Source organism: Desulfobulbaceae bacterium (assembly GCA_015231515.1).
In the GTDB taxonomy this organism is placed as follows: Bacteria; Desulfobacterota; Desulfobulbia; order Desulfobulbales; family VMSU01; genus JADGBM01.
In genome coordinates this window covers 1-24,904 of record JADGBM010000003.1, presented here as the reverse complement: position 1 = coordinate 24,904, position 24,904 = coordinate 1, and the positions used below count along the sequence as shown (strand labels likewise).

At 45.6% G+C, this 24,904-nt stretch carries 26 protein-coding genes and 1 tRNA gene; 19 read left to right on the top strand and 8 right to left on the bottom strand.

All coding sequences use genetic code 11. From position 1 onward, the window contains the following. Positions 1 to 270: 270 nt before the first annotated feature. Genes lepB through HQK80_01110 form a run of 3 tightly spaced genes read left to right on the top strand, consistent with a single transcriptional unit; the run spans position 271 to position 3,171 of the window. On the top strand, positions 271 to 900 hold the full coding sequence (gene lepB / locus HQK80_01120) for a signal peptidase I (GenBank protein MBF0220824.1): 630 nt from the start codon (positions 271 to 273) through the stop codon (positions 898 to 900). 56 nt (positions 901 to 956) lie between these two features. Further along, a complete protein-coding gene (locus tag HQK80_01115) occupies positions 957 to 1,889 on the top strand; it encodes an aspartate carbamoyltransferase catalytic subunit (GenBank protein ID MBF0220823.1) in 933 nt (310 codons plus the stop codon). 7 nt (positions 1,890 to 1,896) lie between these two features. Then, complete coding sequence (locus HQK80_01110) at positions 1,897 to 3,171, top strand: dihydroorotase (protein MBF0220822.1); 1,275 nt, start codon at positions 1,897 to 1,899, stop codon at positions 3,169 to 3,171. A gap of 95 nt (positions 3,172 to 3,266) precedes the next feature. Here HQK80_01110 and HQK80_01105 read toward each other — a convergent pair whose 3' ends face one another. From HQK80_01105 to HQK80_01085, 5 genes are all read right to left on the bottom strand, one after another. Then, complete coding sequence (locus HQK80_01105) at positions 3,267 to 3,620, bottom strand: flagellar biosynthesis protein FlgC (GenBank protein ID MBF0220821.1); 354 nt, start codon at positions 3,618 to 3,620, stop codon at positions 3,267 to 3,269. A 122-nt stretch (positions 3,621 to 3,742) separates the two neighbouring features. Continuing rightward, entirely contained in the window at positions 3,743 to 6,034 is a 2,292-nt protein-coding gene (gene topA / locus HQK80_01100) for a type I DNA topoisomerase (GenBank protein ID MBF0220820.1), read from the bottom strand. Positions 6,035 to 6,172: 138 nt separating this feature from the next. Then, positions 6,173 to 7,282 carry a DNA-protecting protein DprA gene (gene dprA / locus HQK80_01095; GenBank protein ID MBF0220819.1) on the bottom strand — a complete coding sequence of 370 codons (1,110 nt, stop codon included), beginning with the start codon at positions 7,280 to 7,282 and terminating at the stop codon, positions 6,173 to 6,175. Positions 7,283 to 7,470: 188 nt separating this feature from the next. Continuing rightward, positions 7,471 to 9,057 (bottom strand): RNA polymerase sigma factor RpoD, encoded by a 1,587-nt coding sequence (rpoD, locus tag HQK80_01090; protein ID MBF0220818.1) that lies wholly within the window; start codon positions 9,055 to 9,057, stop codon positions 7,471 to 7,473. Positions 9,058 to 9,152: 95 nt separating this feature from the next. Then, positions 9,153 to 10,916: a DNA primase gene (locus HQK80_01085; protein MBF0220817.1), complete on the bottom strand. Its 1,764-nt coding sequence runs from the start codon at positions 10,914 to 10,916 to the stop codon at positions 9,153 to 9,155. Positions 10,917 to 11,109: 193 nt separating this feature from the next. Between HQK80_01085 and HQK80_01080 the strand changes: the two genes are divergently transcribed. After that, positions 11,110 to 12,042, top strand: coding sequence for a calcium/sodium antiporter (locus HQK80_01080; GenBank protein MBF0220816.1), 933 nt, complete (start codon positions 11,110 to 11,112; stop codon positions 12,040 to 12,042). 73 nt (positions 12,043 to 12,115) lie between these two features. Here the strand turns inward: HQK80_01080 and lsrF are convergent, their stop codons facing one another. Then, positions 12,116 to 13,042 carry a 3-hydroxy-5-phosphonooxypentane-2,4-dione thiolase gene (gene lsrF, locus HQK80_01075; protein ID MBF0220815.1) on the bottom strand — a complete coding sequence of 309 codons (927 nt, stop codon included), beginning with the start codon at positions 13,040 to 13,042 and terminating at the stop codon, positions 12,116 to 12,118. A gap of 105 nt (positions 13,043 to 13,147) precedes the next feature. Further along, entirely contained in the window at positions 13,148 to 14,179 is a 1,032-nt protein-coding gene (locus HQK80_01070) for an alcohol dehydrogenase catalytic domain-containing protein (protein MBF0220814.1), read from the bottom strand. Positions 14,180 to 14,396: 217 nt separating this feature from the next. Between HQK80_01070 and HQK80_01065 the strand changes: the two genes are divergently transcribed. The 6 genes from HQK80_01065 to HQK80_01040 all read left to right on the top strand — a co-directional run bounded on the left by HQK80_01065 (position 14,397) and on the right by HQK80_01040 (position 17,766). Then, a complete protein-coding gene (locus HQK80_01065; protein MBF0220813.1) occupies positions 14,397 to 14,999 on the top strand; it encodes a hypothetical protein in 603 nt (200 codons plus the stop codon). Between the two features lie 51 nt (positions 15,000 to 15,050). Then, positions 15,051 to 15,311 (top strand): hypothetical protein, encoded by a 261-nt coding sequence (locus tag HQK80_01060; GenBank protein ID MBF0220812.1) that lies wholly within the window; start codon positions 15,051 to 15,053, stop codon positions 15,309 to 15,311. 81 nt (positions 15,312 to 15,392) lie between these two features. Continuing rightward, on the top strand, positions 15,393 to 16,484 hold the full coding sequence (locus HQK80_01055) for an aminopeptidase P family protein (GenBank protein MBF0220811.1): 1,092 nt from the start codon (positions 15,393 to 15,395) through the stop codon (positions 16,482 to 16,484). A gap of 225 nt (positions 16,485 to 16,709) precedes the next feature. Next, positions 16,710 to 17,246 carry a lytic transglycosylase domain-containing protein gene (locus HQK80_01050; GenBank protein MBF0220810.1) on the top strand — a complete coding sequence of 179 codons (537 nt, stop codon included), beginning with the start codon at positions 16,710 to 16,712 and terminating at the stop codon, positions 17,244 to 17,246. 53 nt (positions 17,247 to 17,299) lie between these two features. After that, positions 17,300 to 17,476 carry a type II toxin-antitoxin system Phd/YefM family antitoxin gene (locus HQK80_01045; protein ID MBF0220809.1) on the top strand — a complete coding sequence of 59 codons (177 nt, stop codon included), beginning with the start codon at positions 17,300 to 17,302 and terminating at the stop codon, positions 17,474 to 17,476. Between the two features lie 203 nt (positions 17,477 to 17,679). Beyond that, positions 17,680 to 17,766: transfer RNA gene (locus tag HQK80_01040), tRNA-Leu, on the top strand. Between the two features lie 195 nt (positions 17,767 to 17,961). On the opposite strand, the gene HQK80_01035 is transcribed toward HQK80_01040, so the two are convergent. Further along, positions 17,962 to 18,135, bottom strand: a complete 174-nt coding sequence (locus HQK80_01035) for a hypothetical protein (protein MBF0220808.1) — start codon at positions 18,133 to 18,135, stop codon at positions 17,962 to 17,964. A 138-nt stretch (positions 18,136 to 18,273) separates the two neighbouring features. On the opposite strand from HQK80_01035, the gene HQK80_01030 reads away from it, so the two are divergent. The 9 genes from HQK80_01030 to HQK80_00990 all read left to right on the top strand — a co-directional run. Further along, positions 18,274 to 19,062: a ParA family protein gene (locus HQK80_01030; GenBank protein MBF0220807.1), complete on the top strand. Its 789-nt coding sequence runs from the start codon at positions 18,274 to 18,276 to the stop codon at positions 19,060 to 19,062. Positions 19,063 to 19,076: 14 nt separating this feature from the next. Further along, entirely contained in the window at positions 19,077 to 19,973 is an 897-nt protein-coding gene (locus HQK80_01025; GenBank protein ID MBF0220806.1) for a ParB/RepB/Spo0J family partition protein, read from the top strand. Continuing rightward, positions 19,973 to 20,773 carry a dihydroorotate dehydrogenase electron transfer subunit gene (locus HQK80_01020; GenBank protein ID MBF0220805.1) on the top strand — a complete coding sequence of 267 codons (801 nt, stop codon included), beginning with the start codon at positions 19,973 to 19,975 and terminating at the stop codon, positions 20,771 to 20,773. Before HQK80_01025 ends, HQK80_01020 begins: the two co-directional genes overlap by 1 nt. Positions 20,774 to 20,826: 53 nt before the next feature. Continuing rightward, on the top strand, positions 20,827 to 21,693 hold the full coding sequence (locus tag HQK80_01015) for a dihydroorotate dehydrogenase (protein ID MBF0220804.1): 867 nt from the start codon (positions 20,827 to 20,829) through the stop codon (positions 21,691 to 21,693). A gap of 119 nt (positions 21,694 to 21,812) precedes the next feature. Then, a complete protein-coding gene (locus tag HQK80_01010; GenBank protein ID MBF0220803.1) occupies positions 21,813 to 22,496 on the top strand; it encodes an HAD hydrolase-like protein in 684 nt (227 codons plus the stop codon). A gap of 507 nt (positions 22,497 to 23,003) precedes the next feature. Continuing rightward, on the top strand, positions 23,004 to 23,486 hold the full coding sequence (locus tag HQK80_01005) for a hypothetical protein (GenBank protein ID MBF0220802.1): 483 nt from the start codon (positions 23,004 to 23,006) through the stop codon (positions 23,484 to 23,486). Positions 23,487 to 23,654: 168 nt separating this feature from the next. Beyond that, on the top strand, positions 23,655 to 23,951 hold the full coding sequence (locus tag HQK80_01000; protein ID MBF0220801.1) for a BrnT family toxin: 297 nt from the start codon (positions 23,655 to 23,657) through the stop codon (positions 23,949 to 23,951). Next, positions 23,935 to 24,192 (top strand): BrnA antitoxin family protein, encoded by a 258-nt coding sequence (locus tag HQK80_00995; GenBank protein MBF0220800.1) that lies wholly within the window; start codon positions 23,935 to 23,937, stop codon positions 24,190 to 24,192. The genes HQK80_01000 and HQK80_00995 overlap by 17 nt, the downstream gene beginning before the upstream one ends. A 441-nt stretch (positions 24,193 to 24,633) precedes the next feature. Continuing rightward, positions 24,634 to 24,904: IS21 family transposase (locus HQK80_00990; GenBank protein ID MBF0220799.1), on the top strand; the 271-nt coding region annotated here is incomplete at its 3' end.

Here is a 24,904-nt window from a genome sequence, read left to right as displayed (position 1 = left end):
TTAGGTTCTAAAGCAATATATGTGGTGTTGTTTTCTTTAATTTGACACAACATATTGTTTTTTCAGCTTTTTTTGTAAAAAATATGAATCCTGGGAATCGTTCTTGTTTTTTGTCCGGATATGGGATAAAAATTTGTTTCAGACTTTGAGTTTTTTGCTGAGACCTATCTTTATTTTATTGTTCGACGACTGCAATTAATGTGCCTTCTTGATAGATAAGCCCCTTGCATTAATTTCCAGACACCAAACATTTTGCTACTGGAGCATTCCATGTTTTTGAAAAAAACGCCTCCCAAAGATAAATCTGTTGTTCGCGAATATGTGGAGGCTATTCTGATAGCCCTTGTTCTGGCCTTGTTTATTCGGTCGTTTATTGTTCAAGCCTTTAAGATCCCCTCGGGATCGATGGAGCCGACGCTTCTCATTGGCGATCATCTGCTGGTTAATAAATTTCTCTACGGTGTTAAAAACCCATTTACAGGCGCTACCTGGATTCCCTATAAAAACCCTCAACGGTCGGATATCGTTGTCTTTAAGTATCCTGTTAATCCAAAGCAGGATTTTATTAAACGGGTTGTCGGTGTTGAGGGTGACCGCATTAAAATCGTTAATAAAGAACTGTATGTCAACGACCAGCCCTATTATGTCGAAGGGGCTGTTCATCTTGACCCAGACATAATTCCAGGTCGGATTAATTCCCGGGATAATATGGCAGAAATTACGGTCCCCAAAAACTCTCTTTTTGTTATGGGTGATAACCGTGATAACAGCCACGACAGCCGGTTCTGGAAATTTGTTAAATTAAAAAATATTAAAGGAAAAGCGTTTATTTTGTACTGGTCCTGGAATAAAGATAAATTTTCAGTGAGATTTGACCGGCTATTTAATATAATCCGCTAACAATACCGTGGGAGTTATGTTGAAGCTTTGAATTGACTCATGGTAAAAGGAAATGAATGGACGCTGAATATAGATTTAATCATAAACACATTTTAAGTATTGATGACTTTTCAACTGATGACCTTTCTTTTATTATTCAAACAGCAGAATCCTTTAAAGAAATTTCTACCCGCTCCATAAAAAAAGTTCCTACTCTTCGCGGAAAAACCATAATTAATCTATTCTTTGAGCCGAGTACCCGAACACGTCTTTCTTTTGAAATTGCCGCCAAACGCATGAGTGCAGACACCTTTAATATTTCTGCCTCAACCAGCTCTGCAACCAAGGGTGAAACCTTGATTGACACTGTAAGAAATCTTGAGGCCATGCGGCCGGATGCCATCATAATTCGGCATTCATCTTCTGGTTCGCCACATATGTTGACAAGGTATATTTCGTCGTCGGTCATCAATGCTGGCGACGGCACACATCAGCATCCAAGCCAGGCAATATTGGACATGATGACGGTAAAAGAGAAAAAAGGGCATCTTAAGGGCCTCAAAGTCGCTATTATTGGGGACATTACTCATAGCAGGGTGGCACATTCAAATATTGTCGGATTCACAAAGATGGGCGCCGATGTGCATGTGAGTGGACCGCGGACGATGGTGCCGATCGGCATAGAAGATATGGGTGCGACCCTGCACCGCTCTGTGGCTGATGCGGTTTCCGGAGCAGATGTGGTTATGGGGCTGCGGATTCAAAAAGAGCGGCAGCAGGATTCTCTAATTCCATCGCTGCGCGAGTATGCTCAGGTCTTCGGGATTAATTCAACGCTGATGCGATTGGCCAAGCCTGATGCCTTGATTATGCATCCCGGGCCGATTAATCGAGGTGTTGAAATGACGGCTGAGGTTGCTGACAGTGCGCAATCTGTCATTCTTGAGCAAGTCACTAACGGGGTCGCCGTCCGTATGGCCTTGCTTTATCTCGTCCTGGGGGGAGAATAACTTGAACATGCAACCAATTTTGCTTAAGAACGGCCGGATTATCGATCCCGTAAATGGTATTGATATGGTCGGCAACCTTCTTCTTCATCTGGCAAAATGTGCCCAGATTAATCCTTCATCTCTACCTGAGGGGACACGGGAAATTGATCTGACCGGCAAATGGGTGGTTCCTGGTCTCATTGATATTCATGTACACCTGCGCGAACCGGGTGAAGAGTATAAGGAAACTATTGAAAGCGGTGCACAGGCTGCGGCTGCTGGTGGATTTACAGCTGTTGCCTGTATGCCAAATACCAAGCCGGTACTTGATTCGGCCCAGATGATTGAGGCTGTGTTGAGTAAGGCTCAAAAGGCGGCCTGCCGGGTGTATCCAGTTGGGGCAATCAGTTCGCATGGTCAGGGATCTACCTTGGCGAATATGGGCGAAATGTTTGCGGCGGGGGCTGTTGCTTTTACCGATGACGGACTACCTGTCTCTGATAGCCAGCTCATGCGCCGGGCTATGGAATATGCAGGCAACTACGGTGTGCCAATTATTTCGCATTCGGAAGAGATAGGTCTCAGCAGGCATGGCTCCATGAATGAAGGGCCGATGTCAACTCGAATGGGTATTATTGGTATACCTCATGCTGCCGAAGAAATTATGGTGTACAGGGATTTAGCCCTGGCAGAATTAACCGGCCAGCACGTTCACCTTGCCCATATAAGTACCAAAGAGTCTGTCAGCCTGATCCGCCGGGCTAAAGCCAATGGCTGTCCGGTCTCAGCAGAGACTGCCCCTCACTATTTTTCGCTTACTGAAAAAGCGGTTGGCAAGTATGACACCTACGCGAAAATGAATCCCCCTTTGAGGATGGATTACGATGTAGAAGCAATTAAGGAAGGTCTGCAAGATGGCACGTTGGACGTTATTGCTTCTGATCATGCGCCCCACAGTGACCTTGAGAAAGAGCTTGAGTTTGATCGGGCGGCAAACGGCATTATAGGGCTCGAGACCTCGCTTTCTTTAGCGCTGCAGCTTGTGCGAAGCAACTGTATTGACGAGAAGAAGCTTGTGGAGCTTATGTCTTCTAATCCGGCCAAGGCCCTGGGCCTTCCCGGCGGATCGTTAACCGTGGGGAACATGGCTGATGTTACAGTGATTGATCCGTTGCGGCAGTACACCTACCAGCGAGACGAGGTTGTCTCCCGGAGTAAAAACTCACCGTTTCTGGGCTGGAATCTGACTGGAAAGGCCGTTTTGACGATTGTTGGTGGGAAAGTAACCTACGAAGATCTGTGAGATCTGCAGGGTAAGCTAACGAAGCAATTGGTCGATTTGATGGGCTGTTAACCAGTCAACCATTTTACCGCTTTGACCAGTTAACAGCTTTTATCTCAACTCTTAATGTCCAAGAGCATTCCTAACATCTCATCTTCGGCTTGAATGGTTTTAATATTAGCTTGAAAGGCTCTTTTGCTGAGCATCATGCTGGGGATCTCTTCTGTTAGATCAACGTTGGATTTTTCTATGAGTTCTGTTCCCTTAGGGGTCTGTTCGTAGAGTTGCGGCCCGGGTGTTTCAATTTTTGAAATTGTTACGTTGACCCCTTGAGGGTTGCCTTCGACCAGTGTTGCTCTGGACTTTTTAAACCCGTCGGTATTGATATTTGCCACGTTATTGGCGGTGGTTTGTGTTTTTACCTGAATCGAACGAAGGGCCGAGAGGCCCGAATAGATGCCAGTTACCATAACTTCCTCCATAATGAATGGGAGTTGAACTGTGACAAACTTAAAATTGGGCTAAAGCGTTCTTCTGTCTGCAATCATTGTAAGCATTTTATCGGCATAATTCAAAAAACTATTATTCGTCCTTACTCTTCATCTTCCTCCAAGTGTTTTTTATAATTGCACTCTTTGTCGGCGCATTGCAGCCTGGTTCCTGATTTTTTGGTTATTTTTTCCAGAAGAAATGGAGCTTTACATTCAGGACATGGTTCGTTTACCGGTTTGTCCCAAAGAGCAAAAGAACATTTCGGATATTGGTCACAGGCATAAAAAACTTTGCCGCGTTTTGATACCTTTTTGATCAGTGTGCCGGAGCAGCCTTCTTCCGGGCACGACACACCGGTGCCTTCTGCTTTGATGTTGCGGCAGTCCGGGTAGCCGGAGCAGGCCATAAACCGCCCGTAGCGCCCGTCTTTATAAACCATTGGCTTACCACATTTGTCACATTGCTCATTGGTTGCTTGTTGCTCGTCACGTTCCAGTGGCAAAATTTTGCCGCTGGAGTCTTTTTGAAAATCCTGGGTGTGTTTGCAGTCGGGATAGTTTTCGCAGGCCAGAAACTCGCCGTTTCGGCCCCAGCGAATCACCATGGTTCCGGAACAGATCTTACAGGGCACATCTGTTGGCGTCATGCTGCGCTTTACAGATTTCATCTCTATTTTGGCAAGCTCCAAAGCATCCTTGAAGGGGCCGTAAAAGTCCTTGAGGATGGTTTGCCAATCGATTTTGCCCTCTTCGACTTTATCTAGATTCTGTTCCATGCCGGCAGTAAATTCAATGTCCATAATGGCAGGAAAGTGGGCGAGCAGGAGCTCGTTGATAAGTTGCCCTAATTCGGTGGGAAAGAATTTCCTTTGTTCAAGCAGGACATACTCTTTGTCTTGAATAGTTGAAATGATGCTGGCATAGGTACTTGGCCTGCCGACACCGTTATCTTCTAGAGCCTTAACAAGAGAGGCCTCTGTGTAGCGTGGGGGGGGCTGGGTAAAGTGTTGCGCAGGTGTTATTTTTTTGAGCGTGGCACAAGAGCCGGCCTTTATGTCGGGCAGGCTCTTGTCGGTCTCTTGTTTGTCTGCTTTTTTGGTGGTGTCTTGACCATTTTCGTCACTTGGGGCCTCGACATAGACCGACATAAAGCCCAAAAAGCGCATGATGGAACCAACAGCCTTGAACTGGTACTCACCGGCAGAGATATGGATAGTAGTTTGATCATACACAGCCGGCGCCATCTGACTTGACACAAAGCGCTTCCAGATAAGGGTGTAGAGCTTAAGCATATCTGAATCCATGAAGCGGGCCATCAATTCAGGGGTTTTGTTTACATCCGTCGGCCGTATTGCTTCATGGGCATCTTGGGCGCCTTTTTTGGTTTTATAGGTGTTTGGATTGCCGGGCAGATACTCTTTGCCGTACTCTTTATCGATAAACCCACGTAATTCCGCTAAAGCGGTATCGTTGATACGGGTTGAATCGGTTCGCATATAGGTGATAAGTCCGGTTGGGCCGTCTTCACCAACCTCCAGTCCCTCATAGAGTTTCTGGGCCAGGGCCATTGTCCGTTTTGCAGAGTAGCGCAGCTTGCGATTAGCATCAATCTGCATTGAGCTGGTGATGAAAGGGGGGTAGGGATTTCTCTTTTTTTGTTTTTTCTCAACATTGGCAATTGTAAATTCCGCACCTTTAAGGTCGTTTACAATTGAATCAGCCTCTTCCTTGTTACTGACAACAATTTTTTTATTGGATTTTTTATCGAGTTGGGCCGTGAACTCTGGAGGAAGTTCGCCGAGCAGTAAGGCTTCAAAGCTCCAATACTCTTCGGATTTAAACTCTTTGATCTCCTGCTCTCGGGCACAAACCATTTCTACAGCCACCGATTGAACTCTGCCAGCTGACAGACCGCGACGAACTTTATCCCATAATAAAGGTGATATCTGGTAGCCGACCAGTCGGTCAAGGATGCGCCTGGTTTGTTGGGCCTCAAAGAGATTACTGTTTAATGACGTGGCGTTTTCAATGGCCTGTATAATTGCATTTTTAGTAAGTTCGTGAAAAAGGACTCGGTAGACCGGCTTTTTGGAACCTTTTAAGATTTCGGCGATGTGGTAAGCAATTGCCTCCCCTTCGCGGTCAGGGTCAGGTGCGAGTAGAATCTGGTCAACTTTTTTGGCGGCGGCGCGCAGCTCTTTTATGATATTGCCTTTGCCCCGGATAGTTTCGTATTGCGGGTGGAAACCGTTTTCAAGGTCAACCCCGAGAGTTTTTGCCGGCAGATCTCTAATATGACCGACAGAGGCCTTGACGTCGAAGTTCTTCCCCAGGTAGCGTTGGAGGGTTCGCGATTTTGCGGGGGACTCAACAATAATTAAAGACTTTAACATATTTAGTACCTTATCACTGATTTCGTGTTTTTTATGGCAAAATAGTTGAGGATTGGTCGGTTCAAAGCGGTGCAGACCAATGTTAATGGTAGCTTAGATACGCCACCGAACTACAGACCCAGTTTCCCAATCAACCAACTATTTACAAACATTACACCGATACTGCTGGCCGGGCAGGGCTTCGATTGCGTTTTTTAACTCTAAAAGCAGCAAGCTTTCATTGATGAGTCGGATGTCCAGGCCGGTCTCGCTGATTATGCTATCAATGTGTTTGGGATAGGCGTCAAGCACGTCGATGATTTTTTGTTCAGTTGCGGTGTATGAAAACAGCGGATCTCTCTTGCCTGTTGCAGTGACGCCTGTATCGTCATGGCTCCATAGGCCTTGAAACTCTTCAAGGATATCATCGATGGTATGAACAAGTTTGGCCCCCTCCTTTAAAAGGCGGTGCGTTCCACTGCTTTTAATTGAGTCTACCCTTCCCGGGATGGCAAAGACTTCACGTCCTTCCTCTAAGGCTTGTCGGGCTGTGATTAGTGATCCAGACCGCTCTGCCGCCTCAACAACCAGCACACCGAGGGCCATGCCGCTGATAATTCTGTTTCTGGCCGGAAACCGAAAGGCATCAGGCTTGGTCTGAAACGGGTACTCGCTAATCATGGCACCGTTTGAGTTTTCTATCAACCGGGCCAGTCTGCTGTTTTGAGGTGGATAGGTGATGTCCAAACTGCATCCCAACACCGCTATTGTACTTCCACCAGCCTCTAAAGCACCATGATGTGCAGCCGTATCAATTCCAAGCGCCAACCCGCTGACAATAGATAGCCTACCCGACAGCTCAGCTGATAATTGCCGGGCGATCTTAAGACCATAGCTCGTGGCTGCACGAGAACCCACAACTGCGATTGAAGGCCTGTTAAGCAGGTCAGATCGACCTTTAACATAGAGTACAACGGGCGGGTTGTAAATTTGCCCTAACAAGGATGGATAGCGCTCATCCTGGCAACTGATAATTTCAACCCCGAGGGTCTTTGCTTTCTCTAATTCTTGCTCTGCCAGCTTGAAAGGAGCTGATTTTATTAATGACTCAACAACGCTTTTTTTAATCCCTCTAACCTGGAGCAACTCTTTGTTTGAGGCACTGAAAATCCGTGCTGGCGTCTCAAATGCGTCAAGGAGTGTTCGTACTCCCGCGGGGCCAAGTCCTGGTGTCAAGTGAAGAGTAAGCCAGTTCAGGATGGTATCCATTGCCCCTCTTTGTGTCGAATTAGAAAAAGCTATTGTATGGCAGGCGAAAATTCGGAACAGACTATAAGGGAAGTGTGAGCCGTGTCAACCATTTTTTTGTTCCCTAAAAGGTTTTATGACAAGAGGCTATAGAGGAGGGCGACCAGTAAGTAACATCAAAGCAAATCGAACTGTTTTGCCTACAGGTCCTAATCCGCCATAAAGCTGACTAACCGATCTTTGCGGCTTGGGTGTTTGAGTTTTTTGAGTGCCTTTGCTTCGATCTGTCGTATTCGTTCCCGGGTAACGGAGAAACTTTTACCAACTTCTTCCAGGGTAAGGTCGACGGCAGTATCAATACCAAATCTCATTCTGAGAACCCGCTCTTCACGAGGACTCAAAGACGACAGAACCTGATCAAGGTTGGAGCGAAGACTTTGTCGTATAGTTGCCTCATCAGGCGAAATAGATTCAGCATCTTCTATGAAATCAGATAGATATGAATCTTCACCGTCACCTATTGGTGAGTCGAGAGAGATAGGTTCTTTGGAAATCTTCAGAATGTTTTTGATCTTGTCCAGGTCAAATCCTGTACGGTCGGCCATCTCTTCAGGAGTTGGCTCTCGCCCGTATTCACGGGAAAACTCCTTGGAATCTCTCATAAGACGGTTGATTGTGTCGATCATGTGAACAGGAATGCGGATGGTTTTTCCCTGGTCGGCAATTGCCCGGTTAATAGCCTGACGTATCCACCAGGTGGCATAGGTACTGAATTTATAGCCGCGCCGATATTCAAATTTCTCCACAGCCCTCATAAGGCCGACATTTCCTTCCTGAATGAGATCAAGAAGTTGTAGGCCCCTATTGGCATATTTTTTAGCGACACTAACCACCAGTCGGAGGTTTGCCTGGATCAGTCTGTCTTTGTAAGCACGTCCAAACTCATCAGCCTGTTGAATTGCCACAAAGGCCTGTTTGAGGCTCTCATGGTCGATTCCACTGCTGACTTCAAGATCCAGGAGAAAGTCGGCAGCGTGCTTTGATGTTCCGTCGTCGATGGCCTTTGCGGCCATGTCCATCTGCTCAGCTATTTTTCGTACCGACTTTGTTAGTTCGTCGATAATTTTTTGTTGAAATCGAAACTCCTCAAAAAGGCTGGCCATGGCGTGACTGTTTCGCTCAATTCTAACAAGAAACTGGACGGCGGCGGTTTTTTTCAGCCCTTTCTGGTTCATGTCGGCGAGGAGGGCCAGGCGTTCGCCTTCGATTCGTTCGGCCTCTTTCACTTTCCATAAAAAGGCTTCTTTAGCCTTACGAATTTCCTTCGGCTCATTCTCATCTAAGCCCTTAATCACCTTGGTAATATCAAGGCTGCCTTCTCGCAGTCTTGTGGCGATTTTGGAGATTATTTTAAAGCCCGGTGGTAGTGAAAGTACTATGCTTTGGAGTTGTTTGTCGCCAATTTCAATCTTTTTGGCAACTTTTGTTTCTTCGGCGGAGGAGAGAAGGGCAACGGCCCCCATCTCTCGAAGGTATGATTTGACAGGATCAAGGTCGTCTTTGGCAAAGTCATCTGTGAGATCAATTATGTCGGAGTTCTTGTCTCTTGAAAGGTGCCCATTGTCGTATTTTGAGGTGTGCTCTGACTCGTCAGAAAGTGCTTCATCCGAGTCATCAAACATAGAAAGAAGATCCTCCTCAGCCTCAGAATCTTTCTTGGAGAACTGCTTCTGGTTTTCTGTGGGCACGTTGTACTCGCTGGAACTTTCGGATTTTTTCTTTGTTTTCTTCGCCATGAACTCAGTCAATTAGGTTCCTAATTCGTAAGGCATACTACAAAATAAGTCATTGATATTCAATTTAACAAGAATTTGCCAGCAAATAATTACATTTATTCAATTTTTTCACTTAGTTGTCTCTTTTTATCAAGAAGTTTCATGAGGAGCTCCGTATCATTTCTGCGCTGGGCTTCATTGATTGCGGCAGTCAAAGAGTGCATCTTTATCTTTGTACTGTTTTCCTTAAGCCAGTTAATTTTTTCCACGGCCTCCTTCTCGTAATCATCAATATCAGGAACTGTGGTTAGCTGTTTGGAAATAAATGATCGTTCTGGACCTACGGTTAATTCAAGGAGTCGTTCCGGTCCGTAAGAGACCTTGTGGTTGTTCAGTTCTTCGATGTGTTGGGCGATCACTTGGGCAGACGGGTTGTTCAACGCATCGTGCAGTCCGGCTTCAATAAATTTGTTAATAAATTCGGGATAAATAATTAAAAAAGATAATAAGTTTTCCTCTGTTTTGGTGAGCTGAAGTTTTGGGTGGCCGACCGGCGCTTGAGCGGGCTCATATTGCTGCCACTGGGGGATATTCGGAGTGATACCCACGCTCATCTGCTCAGGGCTTAGGCCAAGTTTTTGGCTAAAATGCGCAATGAAAAGTGTGCGCTGTAAATCGTGGTCGGGGATTGCTGCAATAACTGGTCGCAACTCCTCGAGAATCATCCCCTTTCCTTCCAGGGAAAGGCCGTGTTGATCGACAAGTTTGTCAAAGACAAATTCCGGCAGTGAATCTGCCGCCTTGAGTGCCTCTGCAAGTTTTTCAACACCAAATTTTTCAATAAAGGTGTCAGGGTCATAGTCGTAGGGCAGGGTGGTAACCTTAGCGGGCATTTTTTCAGCCAGGAAGAGCGGCACGGAACGCATCGCAGCTTTAATGCCAGCCCGGTCACCGTCAAAAAGAAGTATTGCCTCCTGGGCAAAACCTTTCATGGCTTTGACGTGTTGATTGGTGAGTGCGGTTCCTAATGGGGCGACGACCTCCTTGATGCCAGCGGCAAATAATGCTATCAGGTCAAAATTACCTTCAACAACAAGACAACGTTTTGTTTCTCGTATGGCGTCTTTAGTTTGGTACAGGCCGAACAGATTACGGCTTTTGTTGAAAACGGGGGTTTCGGGAGAGTTGAGGTATTTGGGCCCCTGATCGCCGAGGTCTCTGCCACTGAAGCCAATGGCTTTGCCATTGTGACTGAAAATTGGAAACAAAACTCGATTTCGGAACCGGTCATAGAAGCCATCAGTTTTTTTTGGTATGATTAATCCGGCCTCCTGTAAATCTTCAGTGTTGTGCTCTCTTCCTAATTGCTTGAGGATAAAATCCCAACGATTTGGTGCAAAACCGAGCTTGAAGGCTTCAACGACCTCAGGAGGTATGCGGCGCTCCTTAAGGTATTTTCGGGCAGGGGCAGCGTCGCTGTTTGTCAGCAGATAGGTATGAAATAAATCAACCGCTTTTTGGTTGATTTCATAAAGTATTTTTCGTTTGTTGCCGGATTCCTGCTCTTTCTGGGATAACACTTTTTCCGGCAGAGAGATGTGGTAGCGGTCAGCGAGCTGTTTAAGCGCCTCAACAAAATTGAGATTAAAACTGCGCATGATAAAGGCAATTACATCGCCTCCTTCACCGCAACCGAAGCAGTGGAATGACCTGCGTACCTGGTTTACAGTAAATGACGGGGTCTTTTCAGAATGAAACGGACAAAGCCCCTTGTAGTTAATTCCGGTTTTTTTGAGAGAGACGCTTTCTCCGATAATTTCGACAATATCGGCAGCGTTTTTTACGTCTTGGACAACCTCATCGCCATAAAGAAGAGACATTTGCAATTACTCTGAATATTTGTTGACGTTATCGGCTACACGCTGACTATTAGCAAAAACTGGGTATAGCCAATTTAGCGTGAAAATCTTTCTTAAATGCGATAAGTACCATATACTTCCTTGGTAAAACATTCAAACCTAAAACATAGAGTGTATAATTGTGGTGGCTAATTTTTCATCGACGTGGTTTGCAGTGTTCGCTCTGATTTCTGGTCTGTTGTTGCTTCTTGCTGGCGGGGAAAGCTTAATTACCGGAGCCACAAAATTGGCTGCTCGGCTTGGTATGAGCCCGCTCTTGATCGGCCTGACAGTTGTCGCCTTCGGTACCTCAATGCCGGAGCTCTTTGTCAGTATTAATGCCACAATTGGCGGGCATCCGGATATCATGTTCGGCAATGTTGTCGGCTCAAACATCGCTAATATCGGTTTAATTTTAGCCTTATCTGCAATTATCTCCCCTTTAGCTGTATGTTACCATCGTTTAAAAGTAGAGTTCATACTGCTCATAGCCGCCAGCCTGGTGCTCGTTGCCGCGACTGTGTATGGCTCTTTCCCAAGGGGCCTGGGCCTTGTTTTTTCCAGTACTCTTTTTGCCTACACCTACGTTGCCTACCGTTTAGAAAACAAAGTAAAAAACTCCAAGTCTGTTCATTTCGACCCTGAAAACAGTCAGCAACCCTCCTATATTGTTATTGCCCTACTATGCGTTATCGGACTCGTACTTATGTGGTTTGGCTCTGATTATTTTATTGCCGGGGCGGTTGATCTGGCCCGCTTTTTTGGACTATCAGAGCTTGTTATTGGCCTTACGCTTGCGGCCGTAGGAACATCTTTGCCGGAACTGGCCTCCTGCTTGTCAGCAATTCGGAAAAATGAGGCCGATATGCTCGTTGGCAATATCGTTGGCAGTAATCTCTTCAACCTTCTACTGGTTCTCGGCATGACGGCTCTGATTAAACCGTTTGACTTGCCGCCGGGCACGTTGGTTCGTGACCTGCCGGTCATGACTGGTTTGTCGATGGTTCTTGTGCCGCTGGCCTTGTTCAGAAAGAGAATCAGTCGTGTCGACGGGATTTTGCTTTTGGTTGTCTACTGTGGGTATATTTATGTGGTCGGGTCAATGTGATTTTCTGAGCGACGCCGGTGAGAGAAGGGCAGGGGAGTAAAGATTTTTACTCCCCTGCTCATTTTTTTTCGTGCTAGCGTTTCGTTTTTTTGGGCTTTCCTTCGGCTTTGCAGGCACAGTTTTTTTGTCCGTCCGACTTTAAATCCTTGTAGAGTTCGTACGCCTCCTTTGGCTTCATATCTTCGTGCACAACCTTACCGACGGCCTTCAGCATTGCTATGGGCGCTTCAGACTGAAAAATATTTCTACCCATGTCTACCCCTGAAGCCCCTTCCTGAATCGCATTATATGACATTGTTAAGGCATCTTTTTCGGGGATTTTTTTGCCCCCTGCCATGACGATTGGAACCGGGCAGCAGGCAGTTACGGTGTCAAAGCCCTTGGGGATGTAGTAGGTCTTTACGTAATGGGCTCCCAGTTCAGCGCACATTCGGCAGGCTAACCGGAAATAGCGGGCATCACGCGCCATATCCTTACCAACTGCGGTGACCGCAAGAGTTGGGATACCGTAACGCATTCCCATGTCGACAAGTCTGGTCATATTGTGAACCGATTGAGTTTCATATTCGCCACCGATGAATACTTGAACAGCCAGGGCTGAGACGTTAAGGCGTATGGCCTCCTCCATGTCAACCGCTAATCGCTCGTTGGAAAGTTCGCCTAAGATGCTTGGTCCTCCACTGGCCCGCAGCACGATACCCTTGTCGTAGGACGGGGGTACAATTGAGCGCAGGATTCCACGGGTCAGCATTAAGGTGTCAGCATATGGCGCAATTGGCATTATGTTTAAGTCAATACGTTCAAGGCCTGTTGTCGGGCCTTGGAAATAGCCATGATCTACCGCCAACATGACCGTTCTGCCGCTTTTCGGGTTAAAAATCCTGGACAATCTGTTTTTAATGCCCCAATCCAACGAATTTGAACCTTTCAAGAAAAATCCTTGGGTCTCAGCAGGGATATCCTGGTAATATTTTTTCCCTTCTTTGTCTACTTCTGGCATGAAATCCTCCGTATAAGTTAATGATACACAAAGCCAAATTAATAGCCCTTAGCCTCTAACCTTTCACCTCTCACTTTTCTCCCCTAACCCCTAACCCCTAACCTTTCATCTTTGCGGGTGTATTATCACCTTGAGGGAGTCGCCGCCTGCCGCTACCAGTTTAGAGCCCTCCACAGTGTCGGCCAAGCCAAATCTGTGGGTTATCATCTCTTCAACCCGAACCCTGTTGTGACTTATCAGTTTAAGCGCTGCCACACAGTCTGCAGGTGAGCCGGCATAGGTTGTTGTGATGGTCACATCCCTCCTCCAAAATACATCATTAACCGATAAAGGCAATGTTACTCCGTCCATGGTTGGTGCAAATACTAAAATTGTTCCACCTCGTTCCACGGCCTCAAATCCCTGCTTGAATGCCGCCTCTGCACTGGCGCAGATAATTACCAGGTCGGCCCCACGCCCCTGGTTATCTTTTTTGAACCGTGTAACTATATCATCTTTTGCAGAATATGTGCTACTGGCACCAAACTCCCTGGCTTTTTTAAGTCTGTAGTCACTTATGTCAGTTGCAGCGATGAAGCCAGCCCCTGAGATTGATGCAAGATGTATGTGTAGTAGGCCTGAAATGCCGCTGCCCAAGACCAGCACGCTTGCGCCTGTTTTTAGCCTCCCTATGCGCTGACCCCTGATTACGCAGGCTAGAGGCTCGATAAATGTGGCAGCATCATAGCTCATTGTCTCTGGAATTTTCCAGGTACCGTGTTCGACGTTCACCTGCTCGAGGCGGACGTATTCACAAAAACCACCGGGATCAAAATGTGTCCCGCTCAAGAGTAATTCGCACACGGTTTCGTGACCTGTCAAGCAGTGGTGGCATTGATGACAGGGTACATGGTGCGTTGCTGCGACCCTGTCCCCCTTTTTAAACTTCGTCACCTTATCGCCTACCTGCACTACCTCACCCGCAATTTCATGGCCTAATATCAAAGGCGCTTTATGGATTCTATACCATTCCATAACATCACTTCCGCAAATACCACTGGCATAAATTTTAACGAGTATCTCATGGTCTTTAATGCGTGGTGTTGCAACCTCTTCCACCTTGATATTGTCATTTCTGTAGTACATTGCTGCGCGCATAGTATTCCTTTTTTCATGGAGTTAACATTTATTTGTAATCTTTGAATTTTTGAAATTTGTATCCTACCAGATTGAAATTTACAACGAATTCGTAAAATCTTTTCTTGCTGATTTGTTAATTTATGGTGTTAAAAGAGATCAGACTATGTAAATATTGATCATATCTAACTCTTCGTTATTTTCTTTTGTAACTCCTTTATTTGTTTAGGATGAAATTATGGCTGTAATTAAAAGTACACTCGATATGGTTTTGGCACGCGCTGACGCGATGTGTGCTGATGCACCTGACTTGCCCGATGAAACCCAGTTGAACGAGGGGATGAAGTTTGCTGCTACCTTTGTAAACAATGCCACGGTAGATATTGCTGAAAAGATAGGTGCGCTAGACCCCGCTGAAGCCCCTATGTTTGCAAAAGGAATGTTAAAAACCTTTTGTCGTTTTGTTGTTTTACCCCGTGGAGATGATCAGACCTGGCAAAACGCACTTCAGGGGATACATCTTCTGGCCTCAGTTTTCCTGCCGACCTTGCCCCCGGACCTTGGCAATATCCTTGACGAATTACGTTCTTTGCTCGGCAGATATAAAGATCATGCGCTTCAGCTCAGGAAGCAGCTTGAAGAACAGTTTGCCATGCAGATTGCTCAAATGTCTGAGACAATGTCAAAGAAAACCGGTGCTAAAATGAATCTCCGGCCCGATCAGCACCCCAAATTTAACGAGGAATGGGGCAGGGTGCTGGCGCAGCTGAATGGTCAATATACGAATGCCATAGAGCAGTATAAAAACGCTGTGACTCAGGTTTTTATGTTCACAGATTGAACTACTTTGCCTTTGCTCAATTTTGTTTAATTTTACTCACAAAGAGTTTTTATGGATGTAGAACTTTTTTTAGATTTTGACGAGGTAACGGCTGAAAATCAGCAGATTGCCTTAAAAAAATTTAATGAGTGGTATGCCGATGGTGCTGAGGTGCGTCATAATAAAATCTCCTTTGGCACACTCACTAAACTTGATAATTCTAATCGTTTCTTAATTGATTTTGGTTATGCCGAACCTATTGTTGCTATACGTAATCTACACGCCCGAATACGCAACCATGGTGTTAAGGTGTTTGTACATTTTATTTATTAATTCTACTTTGTTACATTTGCTGAGAATGCTTCATACCCACTTTTATAGTCACCCCGGCATGCAGCAAGCTATCGAGGTTTCATGAAAATCCTCCATCAGCTTCAGGCCTACCTGAAACGCAAAAAAATTGACGCAGTTCTTGTAACTCATCCCGATAATCGTCGCTATCTTAGTGGATATTCTGCCCACGATTCTTCCATAGAGGAATCATCCGGCTCTCTGTTGATATTCGCAAAAGCTGATCCGATTTTATTAACCGATTTTAGATTTCTTGAGCAAGCGCAGAACGACTCGCCTGAATTTGATATCATTTTATATAAGCGCGGTTTGCTGCAGGCTTTGGCTGATATTTTTAAAGAATACAAAATAAACCGTTTAGCCTATGAGCCTTATTATTTTCTTCATTCCAGCTATCTCAGGCTCAAAAAATTTTGCGATGAGGGCCACATTTCTCTTGTGGATTTTTCTGATTTTTTAATCCAAAGGCGGCAACAGAAAAATTTGCAAGAGATTGATTGTATTCAACGTTCGGTCTCCTTGAACGAGCTTGTCTTCGCTGAAGTCTATAGCTCGTTGCGGGTCGGTATGACCGAAGTGGAAGTCGCTATAACCCTTGAACAGGCCATGCGTGTCCATGGAGCCGAAAGGCCAAGTTTCGAGACAATTGTCGCTTCTGGCCCGAATGGAGCTCTACCACATGCTGTGCCCACTTCACGAAAAATATGTTCCGGTGAACCGGTGATTATTGACATGGGCTTAGTGCTCAAGGGCTACTGTTCCGACATGACACGTACAGTTGTTCTTGGCACACCAGACCCTAAAACCATCTCTATTATCCGTCTTGTCCGAAATGCTCAGCTCCAAGCTCTTTCTCTGCTAAAACCAGGTGTCAGCTGTAACGTAATTGATAAATCGGCCCGCGATCTGATCACTCATGGAGGTTATGGCCCCCAATTTGGTCATGGAGTCGGACACGGTGTCGGGCTTGCGGTTCATGAAGCCCCTAGCTTGAATAAAAGAAATAAGAAGCTCCTTAAGCCTGGGATGGTTGTTACCATCGAGCCTGGTGTATATATTTCAGGGTGGGGTGGCGTACGGCTCGAAAATATGGCTGTTATTACCGAAAACAACCATTTGCTTCTTAATAAAGACACCACCTTTCTTGATCTATAGTCTTTTCCCTTTCATCCCTGTCTGTTATTAATTGCACAATGTTGCGGTGGCGTCATCCCCGCCTGTTAAATTCTCTACCATCTGGCGTCATTTATGCTTATACTTTGAACATGCTCCTTTTGATGGTTACAGTAACTCGATAGAGTTGGGATTTCAGTTTTGGTTATGTTTAAAACTCTTAACTTCAAATATCTTTTGATTTTTTTACTTACGGGCCTTGTGTCTATGTTTGATACTGTCCCTGCGTTTTCACGTATCTATACATTCACTGATAAGGAAGGGGTAGTCCATTTTAGTAATATCCCTAACGACCATCGTTTCCGGCCGATTGGTAAAGCATGGCCCTCTGGCGCCAGATCTTCAGTTCCGGAGTATTATTTTGATACTCATATTAATGATGCCGCTCGATTATACCAGATCGACCCGTTGCTTATAAAGGCTGTCATTAAGCGCGAGTCTAACTTTGATCGCTATGCGCGTTCATCTAAAGGAGCGCTTGGCCTCATGCAGTTGATGCCAGCAACCGCTCATGATATGAATGTCACAGACTCCTTTGACCCCCGTGAAAATATCTTTGGAGGAACTCGTTACCTGAAATGGCTTTCTCAAATGTTTTCCGGCGACCTTGAACTTATTCTTGCCTCGTATAATGCCGGGCCTGAAAAAGTTAAACGTATTCGTACTGTTCCTGATATTACTGAGACTCGTTTGTATGTTCGTGCAGTCCTTAATTATTATAACTCGTACAAAATGTCTCTTTAAGTACCACTTTGTTTTGCATTTATCTTAACTTAAGCGATGCTGGAGCCCCTCTTATGATAACCCAAAATGGTGAAGCAAAATGCATTATTCAAGACATTAAAAGTTATGAGGAAACCCAAGAAACTATGGCACTGCTGAAAATACTTGCTCTTGGTAATCGACAGGTTGAAGAAGGCAAGGTGGTTTTGGCTGTAGAAGTTATAAATCGCATCCGAGCCGGTAAGGAGTAAAACTTTTGGATTTTTCAGTTCTACTCACCAATGATGTGACTGCCGGCCTCGAAGAGATGTACAATAATATGAGCACGTGCGAAGAAATAGGATTTTGTTTGCATAAACGATTTTCAAATGACGAATTATTATCTCTTGAAAAATGCATTTATATTGAATATAAACACCCTTAGAATTTTCAATTATATTGTTATTCGATATATGCCGGAGTGGTGAAACTGGTAGACGCACGGGACTCAAAATCCCGCGGGTGCAAGCCCGTGTCAGTTCGATTCTGACCTCCGGCACCAAATGACTATCATAAGGTCCTTAGCATTTTTTGCTGAGGGCCTTTTTGTTTTTTCACAGCTAAATTTGTGCAGGCGCAAATTCATGCCAAAATTGCGCTGTGTGCGATTTTTGTTGCTTAGCATCTCTTTGCATTGCCTCGCCCCTGAATCTTCCTGAGACTGCGAAATGCTCAACCGTCTTTTGGGGGTGCCAACTTATGTCATCGTGATTCCTGCAACCCTTTGCCTGTGAGCTTTGTCGCCTTTTTCCTCCGCTTCATCTCCGCCTTTGAACTGTTTTCTGGTCGGTGCCGGTTTTTCTGCTCCCTGGATCGTAATTTCAGCCTTATTTTTCTGTTTTTTATTGTTTACAGTTTGTTTGTAACTCATGTAACTATTTGATATAAAAGGATAAAATCAGATTGTTTCACGTGAAACAATCTGTTGACATCGTGGGCGCCCTGTGGGATATATAGCGCAGTATTTGCGGTGTAGAGTTTGAAAACAGAAATAGGGGAGTGGTGGTGTATGAGAAGAGCCAGGGTGTTAACGTTTGCTAATCAGAAGGGGGGTGTGGGAAAGACTACGACCGCAATAAATCTTGCGTCTGCGGTGGCCCAGTTGGGCTATAAGGTCTTGGTGGTGGATTCAGACCCCCAGGGCAATGCGTCAAGCGGCCTGGGGGTGAATGTGGCCGAGATGGGTCACCACCTCTATCATTGTTACATGAATGAGGCAGCCGTTGGCGAGGCGATTCGTCAGGTCGGTGAGAGTGGTAATCTGTATGTGCTTCCAACCCATATTGACCTGATAGGTGTGGAGGTCGAGTTGGTGGCCACGGTTAAGCGCGAAAGGTTTTTGTCTGAATTGCTTGAGCCGCTGTTGGGTTCATACGATTTTGTGTTTATCGATTGTCCGCCGTCGCTGGGCTTGTTGACTATTAATGCTCTAACCGCGTCAGATGCGGTTATTATTCCGCTGCAATGTGAGTATTTTGCGCTTGAGGGGTTGAGCCAGCTGGTGCGGACAATACGACTTGTTAAGAACTCCTATAATGCAACTTTGGCAATCGAGGGCATTGTTCTGACCATGTACGACCGGAGGAACCGATTGACACATCAGGTGGCGCGAGAGGTGAAGCAGCACTTTAAAAAGGAAGTTTTTGAGACGGTGATTCCGCGTAACGTCAGGCTGAGCGAATGTCCAAGCCACGGACTGTCAATTCACGCATATGACCCTCGATCTGTTGGGGCCTTGAGTTATCTTAATTTGGGTAAGGAGTTCATACAGAACCAAAAGGTTAAGGGGGTGTTGTGATCACAACTAAAAAAATGTCGCCATTGGGTAAGGGGCTAAAGGCACTCCTGCCGGTTTCAGAGGAAAGAGGTATTGATTTGAGTGGGCCGGAAGTTGAGAAGCCGGATTCGCCATATTTCATGTGTCCAATTGATTTTATCGTGCCGAACCCCTATCAGCCCAGGAAAGAGTTTGATCCTGAAGATTTGCAGGGTCTTGCTGCGTCTATCAGTGAGAAGGGGGTGCTGCAGCCGCTGGTAGTGAGAAAAATAAAAGAGAACGAGTTTGAACTTATTGCCGGGGAAAGGCGATTGCGGGCCTCGAAGGTAGCTGGTCTTGAAAAGGTGCCTGTGCTTGTAAAGGAGGTCGGCTTGTCTGACCGATTAGAACTGGCGTTGATAGAGAATATACAGCGAGAAAACTTGAATGCCCTAGAGGAGGCCGAGGCCTATGGTCAACTCGCTGGTGAATTTGGCATGACTCAAGAGGTTATTGCCAAGAGGGTGGGTAAGAACAGATCCACTATCGCCAATTTTCTGCGAATGCTTACCTTGCCCGACTATGCGAAGGTAAGTCTGCAGTCTGGGGCTATTTCGGCAGGGCATGCCCGGGTGCTCCTGGGAATTGAAGCGGAATACCAGCGGGCCTTGCATGATGAAATTGTAAAAAACAATCTTTCAGTGCGTGAAGCCGAGAACATGGGGAAGGCGATTAAGAAAGAGAGGCTTAACACCGGCCAAGTGACACCTAGGGTAAAAGCTGCACCAGGGATCCCGGCATCACACTGTAGGGCTTTAATTAACAGTCTTGCGACATACTTGGGGTCAAAAAGCAAATTAATCCAGTCAGGTTCCAGGGGCAAGATTGAAATTGAGTATCAATCGCCTGATGATCTTGAACGTCTACTGACTTTAATCGTACGGGAAGAGTGATGAAACAGAGCAGGGTGGAAATCAGTGCTAATGTTCAGTTGAGTAAGTCGATATTCCGAATGGAGTTGGTGGCGCCGGAGGCTGCGGCAGCGGCGCGTCCCGGTCAGTTTCTAATGGTCCAGGCTTCCGATGACGGGTACGACCCACTATTGCGGAGGCCGTTCTCAATTCATAATGTCACTTCTTCCGGTGAAGTCCATATCGCCTATAAGGTAATCGGTCGGGGAACAGAGCTGATGAGTCGGATGGCTGCCGGTGGTACGATAGATATAGTCGGACCACAGGGCAACGGCTTTACGGTGAACGGTAAGCATCATTTTATTGTTGGCGGTGGAATGGGTATTGCGCCGATGCAATTTCTGACTAAAAAAATTGTCAAAGAGGCGGGGAAGCCTAAGGTGCATATCCTGCTTGGGGCACGAGATAAGGCGGAACTTGAGGCTTTCAACGAATATTATAACCCTATTTCCGGCGTTGATGTGCGTCTGGCGACTGATGATGGCTCATTTGCCCACCACGGCCTGGTGACGGATCTTTTGCGTGAAGCAGGAGGGGAGTTTGGTGCTGGGCAGCACATGGTCTATTGTTGTGGCCCACATCCTATGATGAAGGCTGTCGCGACACTTTCACGAGAGCTAGGCTGGGGATGTCAAGTTTCTCTGGAGACTATGATGGCTTGCGGCATAGCAGCCTGTTTAGGGTGTACAGTGGAATCAACAAAGCTGAACAGCAAGGGGGGGGCCTATCTCCATGTTTGTCAGGATGGGCCGGTATTTAATGAGGGAGATATCAAGTGGTAAAGAAACCAGACACCAAAATATCAATTGCCGGTTGCACATTTGAAAATCCGGTCATGACCGCATCCGGAACCTTTGGTTACGGGGAAGAGTTTGAAGAGTATCTGCCGTTAGAAAAGTTGGGTGCCATCGTAGTCAAAGGGATTTCATTTAACCCTCGTAGCGGTAATCCGCCACCAAGGATTGTTGAGACGGCCTGCGGCATGCTCAACGCTATTGGCTTGGAAAATGTCGGTGTCGAGCGTTTTATTAAAGAAAAAATGCCCTACCTTCAGAAAGTTGGAAACAAAACTATTGTTAATATTTTAGGCGATAGTATTGAAGAGTATTGTGCAATTGTTGAGCGCCTTAATGATGTTAGCGGAATTTGCGCTATTGAACTGAACATCTCCTGTCCCAATGTTAAAAAGGGTGGAGTTGCCTTTGGCACAAAGGCCTCTATGGCAGCCGAGGTGACACGGTCGGTAAAAAATGTTTGCAACTTTCCGATCATTGTTAAATTGTCTCCCAATGTAACGGATATCTGCGAAATGGCTTGTGCTGTGCAGGAGGCCGGCGCCGATGCCGTATCTCTTATCAACACATTAATAGGGATGGCAATCGATATTGAAAAGAAAAGGCCGGTCTTGGCGAACACTATTGGTGGTTTAAGTGGGCCTGCTATAAAGCCTGTTGCCCTGCGTATGGTCTGGCAGGTTTCCCAGGCGGTTACTATTCCGGTGATCGGCATTGGCGGAATTAGTACCTGGCAAGATGCAATAGAGTTTATTCTGGCAGGTGCCACAGCAATTCAAGTTGGTACTGCTAACTTTGTGAACCCCAATGCAGCAGAAAAAATTCGGGTTGGAATTAACCAATATTTACAAGACAACGGTATCGAGTCGATTGCCGATTTAATTGGTGCTGCCCATCCTGGCAGATAATGGCGAACAAAGCGTGGTACGCAAGGGCAGGACGTGCCGTTTAAACTGTACTAACCTGTTTTGTTTGTAAGAAGTTGGGGCGTAAGGCGCTAAAATAACAACGAGCAACCGTGAGCGTAATGACGATGATAGACTGGACAGAAATAGATACCGTGCTGCTTGATATGGATGGCACGCTTCTCGATAAACATTTTGATGACAACTTCTGGGAACATTATGTGCCTGAAATTTATGCCAAGACCAATGGCATGGACAAGATCACAGCTCGAAAAATGCTATTAGAGGTCTATAAGGCCAAAGAGGGTACACTTGACTGGACTGACCTTGATTATTGGTCTGAGCAGCTGAAACTAGACATTCCTGCCTTAAAATTAAAGGTAGAGCACCTGATTGATGTGCATCCATATGTGGTTGATTTTTTGATTTTTCTACAGGAGAGTAATAAAAAGATCTATCTGGTAACTAATGCCCATTCAAAAACTCTTGATATCAAAATGAACAAAACAGCGCTTCGAGGTTATTTTGACAGAATTATCTGCGCCGAAGAGGTCGGCCTGCCCAAAGAAAACCCCCAGTTCTGGGGCAGGCTGAAGGGCTTGGTTCCTTACGACAAAGAACGGACAATGCTTGCCGAAGATACCGAAAAAATTCTCTATTCCGCCCAGGAATATGGCATCAAACATCTCATTTATGTGGCTCGACCGAGCAGTCAACGCCCTCCCCAAAACTCTGCCGAGTTTACCTCCATCGTCTATTTCAATGAACTGATAAAAGGCGATCATGTTCCACTTCCTACAACTTAACCTGTTTGGGTTTCGCGGGGCACAAACTTACCTACGCACTCGTTATTACTTAAGGAAAAAGCAACAGAGAGCAACAAGAGTGTCAACCAGCTGGTTCAAAGCAAAAGTGAATATTTTTTCTTCATAGTTTAAGTCTCCACGGCAGTAATCAATAAAAAGGAGGAGCATCTTGCAAAATAACCAAAACTCGTTATTCCGTCATGCTTTTAGTTGGATCAATTCTTTGTTGTTACAACCATATTGAAAGAGGTATGATTGTAATCAATGCGTTGATACAGTTTACTAAGTTTGCCAATAGCATTTATAGGCAGCACCAATTAAAAGGGTCTTGGGACGGGTAAGCACGATAGTAAGCCAAATATAATAATGCAACGAATTAGGAGGGCATGAAATGGTGGCGATAAAGGGTATGGTTTTAAAAATATCTCCTGCGCTACCTGTCATCTTCCCGAGGCCGCCACGGCAGATGCGCTTCCCGTTTCCATAGGTTAAGGTGGAAAGGGCATTATGACCTCTCGCATTCTTCCAGTAAACGAGGCGAGTAAGCCAGTGTTCGTACCACGAAATGCCACAGACCTGTTTAATCGAGGCGACTTTGTTACAATGTTTTGGGATGGACGGGTCATGGCTCGAAAGGGTGGTCATTTTTTTGCACCAGTGGGGGGTTCCGAGCAAAGAAAAAACCTCGAAATGTGGACACCAGCTGCCTTCGCTTTACCTGATGGCCTGGACAGCGCCCTTGCAGCCCAGGCGATGTTTCCTCCCACATCCGATACCGAGATGCGCGGGAATTTCCATGAAAATCATCTCGGTAGTTTAAATCGATGGGATTGGGATAAAATCTGGCAGGGCTTGATAGTTAGAGTGCTTGAAATAAATGAGTATCGAGAACAGCGTTTCCAGAGTCTTTGCCTTCGTGCTCTCGGTGTCCTCGTGGTTATCAACGGTTCTAATTTAGGAGCCGTCAAAAAACAACACGGCTATTTATGATGCATTATCTTACGGCTCCTTATGCCATCTGGCTCACTAAAACGGACAGGTTATTTTCAGACAAGGGCTTAGTTATTTGGTGGGTTGGGTAGAGGCACGAAACCCAACATTTTCTAACTGAAAACCTGGAATATTGACAACATTAGTATATGGCATTAATATACAATTATGATAAATATACAAGAACCAAAGCAGTTTCAGTGGGATCATGGCAACGAGCGTAAAAGCTCTGAAAAGCACGATGTTTCAAAGGAAGAGACGGAACAAGTGTTTTTCAATCAACCACTCTTATTGCTTAAAGATAAAGCCCACTCACAAAATGAAGTGAGAGTTCATGCTTTAGGTAGAACTGACAACAATATGAAATTACATATAACCTTTACAATTAAACAAAATAAAATCAGGGTAATCTCTGCCAGACCCATGCATAAAAAGGAGAGAAAAAGTTATGAAGAAAATTCCTAAGTTTGCAACAGAACCAGAAGAAAGAGCTTTTTGGGAAGAAAATGACTCAAGTGACTACCTTGACTGGAGCACAGCAGAGCACGCTGTCTTTCCTAACCTGAAGCCAACAACCAAGGCAATCTCGTTAAGGCTGCCAGAATCAATGCTGGCCCAAATCAAAGTTGAAGCAAATAAGCGCGATATCCCCTACCAATCACTTATGAAAATGTGGCTAAGTGAACATTTGCCACATACGGTATAACACCTCCTTATGCCATCTGGCTCACTAAAAGGGCAGGTTCTTTTCTGATAATGGCTTCGTCATTTGGTAGGTTGGGTAGAGGTACGAAACCCAACATTTCCTAACGTGGCAAATGCCACCATCGGCGATTTTATATTAACAAAAGTCAAAAGCGGACTTGACCCCTTGTCTTCTTTTAACAAAAGTCAAAAGCGGACTTGACCCCTTGTCTCTTGAGTATTCCGGAGTAATTCGGCCACTCATTCCGGAGTTATCCGGCCACCTAATCCGATTTAATTCGGCCACCCATTCCGAAGTTATTCGGCCACCCATTCCGATTTAATTCGGCCACCCAAAATTCAGGTCTACCCAGCGAAGGATACCCAGACTATTATCCTCCACTTTTTCATTAATAAATCATGAAAGAGCGAGGAGGAAATTTTGTCACGAAAGAGGGTATCAATGCGAAAAATAAGAGAAGTCTTACGTCTTAAATTGTTTGTTGGCAGAAGTGAGCGGCAAATATCAAAAAGTTGCGGGATCGCCCGTTCTACAGTCTCAGAGTATTTAGGCAGGGCCGAATTAATGGGCCTTTCCTGGCCTCTTCCCGAAGATATGGACGATGCAAAACTAGAACGGGTTTTATTCCCACCACTTCCGATAATTGCACAGGGGGATCGGCCCCTACCGGCCTGGCCGGCCGTATACAAAGAACTCAAGCGGAAAGGGGTTA

Bases quoted from the DNA above. Each gene is read 5' to 3' on its own strand.
- HQK80_01035 (MBF0220808.1), bottom strand. From the start codon at position 18,135: ATGAGTTACAAACAAACTGTAAACAATAAAAAACAGAAAAATAAGGCT.
- HQK80_01115 (MBF0220823.1), top strand. From the start codon at position 957: ATGGACGCTGAATATAGATTTAATCATAAACACATTTTAAGTATTGAT.
- HQK80_01050 (MBF0220810.1), top strand. From the start codon at position 16,710: ATGTTTGATACTGTCCCTGCGTTTTCACGTATCTATACATTCACTGAT.
- topA (MBF0220820.1), bottom strand. From the start codon at position 6,034: ATGTTAAAGTCTTTAATTATTGTTGAGTCCCCCGCAAAATCGCGAACC.
- HQK80_01060 (MBF0220812.1), top strand. From the start codon at position 15,051: ATGGATGTAGAACTTTTTTTAGATTTTGACGAGGTAACGGCTGAAAAT.
- HQK80_01085 (MBF0220817.1), bottom strand. From the start codon at position 10,916: ATGTCTCTTCTTTATGGCGATGAGGTTGTCCAAGACGTAAAAAACGCT.
- HQK80_01045 (MBF0220809.1), top strand. From the start codon at position 17,300: ATGATAACCCAAAATGGTGAAGCAAAATGCATTATTCAAGACATTAAA.
- HQK80_01010 (MBF0220803.1), top strand. From the start codon at position 21,813: ATGACGATGATAGACTGGACAGAAATAGATACCGTGCTGCTTGATATG.
- HQK80_01020 (MBF0220805.1), top strand. From the start codon at position 19,973: ATGAAACAGAGCAGGGTGGAAATCAGTGCTAATGTTCAGTTGAGTAAG.
- HQK80_00995 (MBF0220800.1), top strand. From the start codon at position 23,935: ATGAAGAAAATTCCTAAGTTTGCAACAGAACCAGAAGAAAGAGCTTTT.
- HQK80_01000 (MBF0220801.1), top strand. From the start codon at position 23,655: ATGATAAATATACAAGAACCAAAGCAGTTTCAGTGGGATCATGGCAAC.
- HQK80_01065 (MBF0220813.1), top strand. From the start codon at position 14,397: ATGGCTGTAATTAAAAGTACACTCGATATGGTTTTGGCACGCGCTGAC.
- HQK80_01105 (MBF0220821.1), bottom strand. From the start codon at position 3,620: ATGGTAACTGGCATCTATTCGGGCCTCTCGGCCCTTCGTTCGATTCAG.
- HQK80_01015 (MBF0220804.1), top strand. From the start codon at position 20,827: ATGACCGCATCCGGAACCTTTGGTTACGGGGAAGAGTTTGAAGAGTAT.
- rpoD (MBF0220818.1), bottom strand. From the start codon at position 9,057: ATGGCGAAGAAAACAAAGAAAAAATCCGAAAGTTCCAGCGAGTACAAC.
- HQK80_01070 (MBF0220814.1), bottom strand. From the start codon at position 14,179: ATGCGCGCAGCAATGTACTACAGAAATGACAATATCAAGGTGGAAGAG.
- HQK80_01005 (MBF0220802.1), top strand. From the start codon at position 23,004: ATGACCTCTCGCATTCTTCCAGTAAACGAGGCGAGTAAGCCAGTGTTC.
- HQK80_01030 (MBF0220807.1), top strand. From the start codon at position 18,274: ATGAGAAGAGCCAGGGTGTTAACGTTTGCTAATCAGAAGGGGGGTGTG.
- HQK80_01055 (MBF0220811.1), top strand. From the start codon at position 15,393: ATGAAAATCCTCCATCAGCTTCAGGCCTACCTGAAACGCAAAAAAATT.
- HQK80_01110 (MBF0220822.1), top strand. From the start codon at position 1,897: ATGCAACCAATTTTGCTTAAGAACGGCCGGATTATCGATCCCGTAAAT.
- lepB (MBF0220824.1), top strand. From the start codon at position 271: ATGTTTTTGAAAAAAACGCCTCCCAAAGATAAATCTGTTGTTCGCGAA.
- dprA (MBF0220819.1), bottom strand. From the start codon at position 7,282: ATGGATACCATCCTGAACTGGCTTACTCTTCACTTGACACCAGGACTT.
- HQK80_01025 (MBF0220806.1), top strand. From the start codon at position 19,077: ATGTCGCCATTGGGTAAGGGGCTAAAGGCACTCCTGCCGGTTTCAGAG.
- lsrF (MBF0220815.1), bottom strand. From the start codon at position 13,042: ATGCCAGAAGTAGACAAAGAAGGGAAAAAATATTACCAGGATATCCCT.